Below are 7,039 nucleotides of genomic sequence, written 5' to 3' on the forward strand. Positions count from 1 at the left end.
CCGGGGCGGCTCGGCTCAACGACCGGCGTCGGAGCCGACCGCCCGCCGCGCGTGTGCGGCGTACGGCCCGGAGACCTCCGCCGCGCCCAGCCCGCGCAGCGGCGCCGCCAGCTTCAGCCGCATCTCCGCGTACTCCTCGGCCGGATCGCTGTCGAGCACGATCGCCCCGCCCGCGCCGATCCGCAGCTCGCCGTCGTGGCATACCGCTGTACGGATGACGATGTTGAGATCCGTCGCCCCGGTGAGGCCGAAGAAGCCGATCGCCCCCGAGTAGATGCCCCGGGGCCGGTCCTCGAGGTCGTCGATGATCTGCATCGTGCGCAGCTTCGGCGCGCCCGTCATCGATCCGCCGGGGAAGCAGGCGCGCACCACGGCGGTGGGCGGGATCGACGGGTCGCGCACGCCCCGCACGGTCGACACCAACTGGTGCACCGTCGTGTACGACTCGACGGCCATGAACGCCGGCACGTGCACGGTGCCGACCTGGCAGACCCGGCCCAGGTCGTTGCGGAGCAGGTCGACGATCATCAGGTTCTCGGCGCGGGTCTTCGCCGAGGAGTGCAGCTCGTTCCGCAGCCGCGAGTCGCGGGCCGGATCGGGGTCGCGGGGCGCGGTCCCCTTGATCGGCTTGGCCTCCACGTCGCCGTCGGCCCCGATGCGCAGGAAGCGCTCCGGTGACGAGCAGAGCACCTGGCCCTCGCCGAAGTCCAGGTAGGCGGCGTAGGGGGCGGGGTTGAGTCGGCGTTGCCGCAGGTACAGCCCGACCGGGTCGCCGTCGAACGGCAGCCGGGCCTCGTTGGTCAGGCAGATCTCGTAGCTCTCCCCGGCGCGGAGCTGCCGCAGGCAGGCGTCGATGTCGTCGAGGTAGCCGTCGCGCGGGCGTACCAGGTAGGGCTCCGCGTCGACCGGGTCGCGCGGCGGGGTGGCCGGTGGCTCCTCGGCGGCGGGCCGCAACCGCCCGGCAATCTCGGCGATCCACGCGTCCGCGGCGCGGACCCTCCTCGGCTCGTCGCGGCACAGCGCGAGCACCCACGTCGCGTCCGACTCGTGGTCCACGGCGATGAACCGGGTGGCCGAGGCCCAGACCGCGTCCGGGGTGGGGGAGGTGTGCCGGTTCGGGGCCCCGCAGTCGGCCTTCAGCTCGTAGCCCAGGTAGCCCACGTAGCCGCCCTGGAGGTCGAACGGCAGGTCCGGGTCGTGCGGCAGGCGGCGTCGGTCGAGCCGGTCCTGCAACGCCTCGAAGATGGTGCCGGGCCGCGTGCCGACCGGCCGGCCCCTGCCGTCGAGGACCTCGACGTGGCCGGCGTCGACCCGGTAACGGAGCACCTCGCCGTCCGGGCCGCCCGGGTAGCCGAGGAAGGAGAACCGCGACAGCCCCGGGACGACCCGGCTGCTGTCGAGCCAGAAGGCGTACGGGTGGGGCGCGACGTGCCGCCGGAAGGTCGCGGCCGTCGCGCAGGCGAACGGCAGCCGTCGACGGCGCAGCACCCAGCCGCCGGGCCCACCGGCCTCGGTGGCGGACGCCACGGGCCGTCGCGGCGCCGGGCGGGGGGCGGGGCGCGACGGGCTGCCCCAGGCCAGCCGGCGGAAGTTCTCGAACAGCCGCCGGCCGTGCTCGCTGGCCACCGACTCCGGGTGGAACTGCACGCCGAACCAGGGCCGGGACCGGTGCCGCACCGACATGATCACGCCGTCCTCGGCCCAGGCGTCGGCGACCAGCTCCTCCGGCAGCGGGTCGGCCAGGCACAGCGAGTGGTAGCGGACGGCGACGAAGTCCTGGGGGACGCCGGCGAACAGCCCGGTGTCGGCGTGCCGGACCCGGGTGAGGTGGCCGTGGCGCGGCTGCGGCGCGCGGGTCACCCGGGCGCCGCAGAGGTGGCCGAGGAGCTGGTGACCCAGGCACACGCCGAGCACCGGCACCCGGCTGTCGGCCACCACCGGCGCGCAGCGCCCGACGTCGTCGGGGCGGCCGGGGCGGCCGGGGCCGGGCGAGACCACGATGGCGTCGAACGTGCGGGTCAGGGCGGTGGTCAGCTTCGGGCTGTCGTTGGTCAGCACCTCGGGCGGCACGCCGTAGGTCTCGGCGATGAGCTGGTAGAGGTTGAACGTGTACGAGTCGTAGTTGTCGACCAGGAGAGTCCTCATCGCGCCGCTCCCGTCGTCGTCTCGGCGGTGACCGTCTCGCGCAGCACGAAGCGGCGCAGCTTGCCGGTCGCCGTGCGCGGCAGCGCCGGCACCGGGGAGACCGAGCGGGGCACCTTGAACGGCGCGACCCGGCCGGCCAGCCAGCGGGCCAGGTCGTCGGCGTCCGGGGCATCGGCGTCGTCGGCCGCCACCACGAAGGCGTGCAGCCGGGTCGCCCCCCACTGGTCCGGCCGCGCCACCACGGCCGCCTCCCGCACGGCCGGGTGCTCCTCGATGAGCTGCTCCACCGGCCGGGGGGCCACGGTGATCCCGCCGACCATCTCCAGGTCGTCGGCGCGCCCGCACAGGGACACCGTGCCGTCGGGATTGCGCACCGCCAGGTCCTTCGTCCGTAGCCACCCGTCGACGAGCGTCGCGGCGGTCTCGTCGGGCAGACCGAGATAACCGGTCATGATCGTCTCACCCCGGACCCACAGCTCCCCCTGGGTGCCGTCGGGCACCTCCCGGCCGGCGTCGTCGAGGATCCGCAGCCGGTAGCCTGCCAGCTCCCGGCCGATCGTGTCGAGCCGGTGTTGGCGCAGGGTGTTGGAGCAGAAGCCGTGCCCGGCCTCCGTCGAGCCGAGCTGGTTGAGCAGCGGCGCGCCGAGCAGCGCCGACGCCTGCTCGCCGAGGCCGGGCCGCAGCGCCTCGCCGGCGGTCACCGCCGCCCGGACGCTGCGCCACGCCCGCACGTCACCGTCGGCGACGATCCCGGCGTACGCGGTGGGGACGGCGTAGAGCAGGCTCACCCGGTGGGCGGCGACGAGCTCCGCGATCTCCCGCGCGCCGGGGCGGTGCGGCAGCAGCACCGCCGCCGACCCGGAGAAGAGCGGGAAGACGAAGGCGTTGCCGAAGCCGTACGCGAAGTAGAGCTTCGACACCGACAGGGTCACGTCGCAGGGGCGTACCTCCACCACGCCGAGGCCCGCGCTGCGGTGGTAGCGCTCCGGGTCGGCGTGGCGGTGGACGGCGCCCTTGGGTCGCCCCGTCGTGCCGGAGGTGTACTGGACGTACAGCGGCGTCTCCGGGTCGACCGGGTGCGCCGCCGCGCGCGGCGCGCCGGCGGCGCGCTCCACCAGGTCGTCGCAGGGCAGGACGGGCCCGGGGAAGCGGTCGGCCAGCGCCTCCGGGCAGACGACCAGCACCGGCTCGCAGTCGGCCACGATGTCGAGGTGCTCCGGCGCGGCGAGGTCCGGGTTGACCGGGACGGCCACCGCGCCCAGCCGGGCGGTGGCCAGGAAGGCGACGTACCACGCCACGCCGTCCGGGGCGGCGATGAGAACCCGCGTCGAGGGCCGGACGCCGCGCTGGGCGAGCAGGGTCGCCGCCCGCGCGGCCAGGTCGTGGACCTGGCCGTGGGTGAAGCTGCCGGTCGGCTCGTGCACGGCCGGTCGCTGCTCCCAGCCGGAACGGCAGGTCAACTGTTCCAGGGCCACCGCGAGGTTCATGCCGCGAGCTCCCCGACGACGGCGCCCGCCCACGGACGGGAGGTCGTGGCGTCGGCCCGGGCGTTCGTGGTGACCACGAGGCGGCCGTCGACGCGGCCGACGGGCAGCCAGCCACGGGCGACGAGGTCGGCCAGCCGGCGGGCCTCCGGGTCGCCGGTGAGCACCGCCGGCACGAGCGCGCAGAGCAGGCGCAGCATGGCCTGGGCCGCCGGGGTGGGCAGCGGCGCCACGGCGTCGAGCGCCCGGACCACGACCGCCTGGAGCGCGTCCCGGGCCTCGGAGGCGCGCCCGGCGCGCTGGAGCTGCTGGAGGGCCTGCTCGCGGCGCTGGGTCACGTCGCGCCACCACCCGCCGTCGACCCGGGGCAGGACCCCGGGGAGGGCGTCGGGGGTGACGGGCGTCAGCGCCTCGTGGGGTGGCTGCGCCGACTCGTGGGGCGGGTGCGACCCGGTGACGGAGACGTCGGCGACGGCGACCGGCGCGGCGTCGAGGTGGCCACCGCCGCGTCCGGCCGGACCGTGCGGGCGCAGCCCGAGCAGCAGCCCGGCGAGGGTGGGCTCGGGGTCGGAGTACATATCGGACATCCCCGCCGGAATAGCTGTTTGTCGTGTCTCTGCCATGACCACCGCCGATGGGAAAGGGGAGCCTTCGGTGCCCCGTCGGATCTCCGGTAACCGGTTTCCTGCGCCAATAGCGTGCTTGAACCCAGACGGTAGCCCGCATGCTCGAAGACGGCAACAGAAGTCGTCGGTGCCCATTCCGTAATGGTGCGGGACACCGCCCGGGTACCCCGGTGCCGAGCGCCATTACCCCGTTTTCTCGGCCGCTAAACCGCAGGTCAGAATAGGTGTGGTCGAGTTCGGCGATAAATGTTAGGTATTCCTATGTGAACTTTCAGGGCGCACCGATGTACCCGATCGGGTACCCCTACTGATTCGCTAATCAGCGCCATTGTCGGCGCTCAAGTTGAGCGCTGTCCGGGTGCGTGTAAAAGTGGATCCCGTGGCGCAGCGAGACGACGAAACCCGCGTAATCGACGGTCCGATCAGCACCGCCGGCGTCGGCATCGACGTCGGGCGGGACGGGGCATCCGCGCCGGACGGCGTCCATCCTGGACCCGACCGCCGGCCGGCCGCCGCGTCGTCCGACGCCGGCCTGACGCCGCAGCGGATGCACGCCGACGTGGCGCGGGATCTCGCCCGCTCCGTGGCGGACATCGCGCCCGACGACGACCTCGTCGCGCACGGGCTGGACTCCATGCGCATCATGCAGCTCGTCGGCGAGTGGCGTCGCCGGGGCGTCCGGCTCCGGTTCGCCGACCTCGTCGAGCGACCCACCCTGGAACACTGGTGGAAGGTCCTGGCCATCGCGGAGAGCGACGCCGCCGCGGGCACCACCGGCACCGACGCCGCCGGTGACGACGACGCGCCGCAGCCGGCCGAGGACCAGCCGTTCCCGCTGACCCCGATGCAGTACGCCTACTGGATCGGCCGCCGCGACGACCAGGTGCTCGGCGGCGTCGGCTGCCACTTCTACGTCGAGTTCGACGGCGACGAGGACACCCCGGTCGACCCCGACCGGCTCGACGCCGCCGTCCGCGCCCTGTTGCGTCGGCACGACCTGCTGCGCGCCCGCTTCCTCGACGACGGCACCCAGCAGATCCTCCCCGAGTCGCCCTGGCCCGGCCTGACCGTCGACGACCTGCGCGACGCGGCGGCGGCCGACGTCGAGCGCCACCTCGCCGAGCGGCGCGAGACGCTGGCGCACCGGGTGCTCGACGTCGCCCACGGCGAGGTCTTCGACGTCCGGCTCACCCTGCTGCCCGGGGGCCGGCACCGGATGCACGTCAACTTCGACCTGCTGGTGGCCGACGTGCTGAGCATCCAGATCGTCCTGGAGGACCTCAGCCGCCTCTACGCCGAGGGCGACGACGCCCGGCTGCCGGAGCTCGGCTACGGCTTCCCGACCTACCTGGCCCGCCAGGAGCGGCGCCGGCGGCAGGCCCGCGAGCAGGCCCGCGAGTACTGGCGGTCGCGCATCCCGACCATGCCCGCCGCGCCGCAGCTCCCGCTGGCCACCGCGCCCGAGCAGGTCAAGGCCCACCGGTTCCGACGCCGCGACCACCTGCTCGACGTGGCCGCGCGGCACCGCCTCGAGGAGGTGTGCCGCCGCCACGCCGTCACCCCGTCCGTCGTGCTCGCCGCCGCGTACGCCGAGGTCCTCGGCGCCTGGAGCGCCACCCCCCGGTTCCTGGTCAGCCTGCCCCTGTTCGACCGGGAGATCACCGACCCGCACGTCGGGCGGCTCGTCGCCGACTTCACCAACCTCGTCCCGCTCGAGGTCGACGTCAGCGACTCCGTGCCCTTCGTCGAGCGGGTCCGCCGCCTCCAGTCGCGGCTGCGCACCGACGTCGGCCACAGCGAGTACGCCGGCGTCGAGGTGCTACGCGACCTGACCCGGTCGCGCCCCGACGACCGCCACCCCGCCACCGTCGTGTTCACCAGCGCCATCGGCATGGGCGACCTGGTCGGGCAGGAGGTGCAGCAGGTCTTCGGCCGGCTCGGCTGGATGCTGTCGCAGACTCCGCAGGTGTGGTTGGACCACCAGGTGGTGGAGCGTGATGGTGGGTTGTTGTTGGTGTGGGATGCGGTGGAGGAGTTGTTTGCGCCGGGTGTGTTGGATGCGATGTTCGGTGCGTATGTGGGGTTGTTGGAGTGGTTGGTGGAGGGTGAGTGGGGTGGGGTGGTGCCGGCGTTGTTGCCGGCGGAGCAGCGGGTGGTGCGTGCGGGGGTGAATGCGACGGCTGGTCCGGTGTCGGGTCGGTTGTTGCATGAGGGTTTCTTCGTGCGGGCGGTGGAGGAGCCGGGTCGCTCGGCGGTGTTCTGGGATGGTGGTGAGCTGTCCTATGGGGACCTGGCCGACCGCGCGCTGCGCGTGGCCGCGTGGCTGACGGACCAGGGCGTGCGGCCGGGCGAGGCCGTCGCCGTCCACCTGCCCAAGGGGCCCGACCAGATCGCCGCCGTGCTGGGCGTGCTGGCGGCCGGGGCCGCGTACGTGCCGGTGGGCGTCGACCAGCCGCCGGCCCGCCGGGACCGCATCTACCGGGCCGCCGAGGTGCGCGTGGTGCTGGACGACCTGAGCGTCGCCGAGGCGCACGAACCCCTGCCGGCCCCCCGCGCGGTCGACCCGGGTGATCGTGCCTACGTGATTTTCACGTCGGGGTCGACGGGGGAGCCGAAGGGTGTGGTGGTGTCGCATTCGGCGGCGGTGAACACGGTGGAGGAGGTGTGTTCGCGGTTTGGTGTGGGTGTGGGTGATCGGGTGTTGGCGGTGTCGGCTTTGGATTTTGATCTGTCGGTGTTTGATGTTTTTGGTTTGTTGGGTGTTGGTGGTGGTGTGGTGTTGGT

General features: G+C 73.7%; 4 protein-coding genes. 1 reads left to right on the forward strand and 3 read right to left on the reverse strand.

Going from position 1 to position 7,039, the window contains the following annotated elements; genetic code table 11:
* Window positions 1-15: 15 nt before the first annotated feature.
* From pabB to LPU43_RS16910, 3 genes are read right to left on the reverse strand one after another with little or no spacing between them, the layout of a single operon-like run.
* Complete coding sequence (gene pabB, locus LPU43_RS16900) at window positions 16-2,145, reverse strand: aminodeoxychorismate synthase component I (RefSeq protein WP_229401383.1); 2,130 nt, start codon at window positions 2,143-2,145, stop codon at window positions 16-18.
* Window positions 2,142-3,632: an AMP-binding protein gene (locus LPU43_RS16905; RefSeq protein ID WP_229401384.1), complete on the reverse strand. Its 1,491-nt coding sequence runs from the start codon at window positions 3,630-3,632 to the stop codon at window positions 2,142-2,144. Before LPU43_RS16905 ends, pabB begins: the two co-directional genes overlap by 4 nt.
* A complete protein-coding gene (locus LPU43_RS16910) occupies window positions 3,629-4,216 on the reverse strand; it encodes a hypothetical protein (protein WP_229401385.1) in 588 nt (195 codons plus the stop codon). The genes LPU43_RS16905 and LPU43_RS16910 overlap by 4 nt, the downstream gene beginning before the upstream one ends.
* A 418-nt stretch (window positions 4,217-4,634) precedes the next feature.
* Here LPU43_RS16910 and LPU43_RS28560 point away from each other — a divergent pair.
* Window positions 4,635-7,039 (forward strand): AMP-binding protein (locus LPU43_RS28560; protein ID WP_255686192.1); only part of this gene is annotated, 2,405 nt, incomplete at its 3' end.

The organism is Micromonospora okii, from assembly GCF_020884795.1.
GTDB lineage: Bacteria > Actinomycetota > Actinomycetes > Mycobacteriales > Micromonosporaceae > Micromonospora > Micromonospora okii.

What these genes read in the sequence shown, in the direction of transcription:
- pabB (WP_229401383.1), bottom strand. Translation starts at nt 2,145, where the DNA reads ATGAGGACTCTCCTGGTCGACAACTACGACTCGTACACGTTCAACCTC.
- LPU43_RS16905 (WP_229401384.1), bottom strand. Translation starts at nt 3,632, where the DNA reads ATGAACCTCGCGGTGGCCCTGGAACAGTTGACCTGCCGTTCCGGCTGG.
- LPU43_RS16910 (WP_229401385.1), bottom strand. Translation starts at nt 4,216, where the DNA reads ATGTCCGATATGTACTCCGACCCCGAGCCCACCCTCGCCGGGCTGCTG.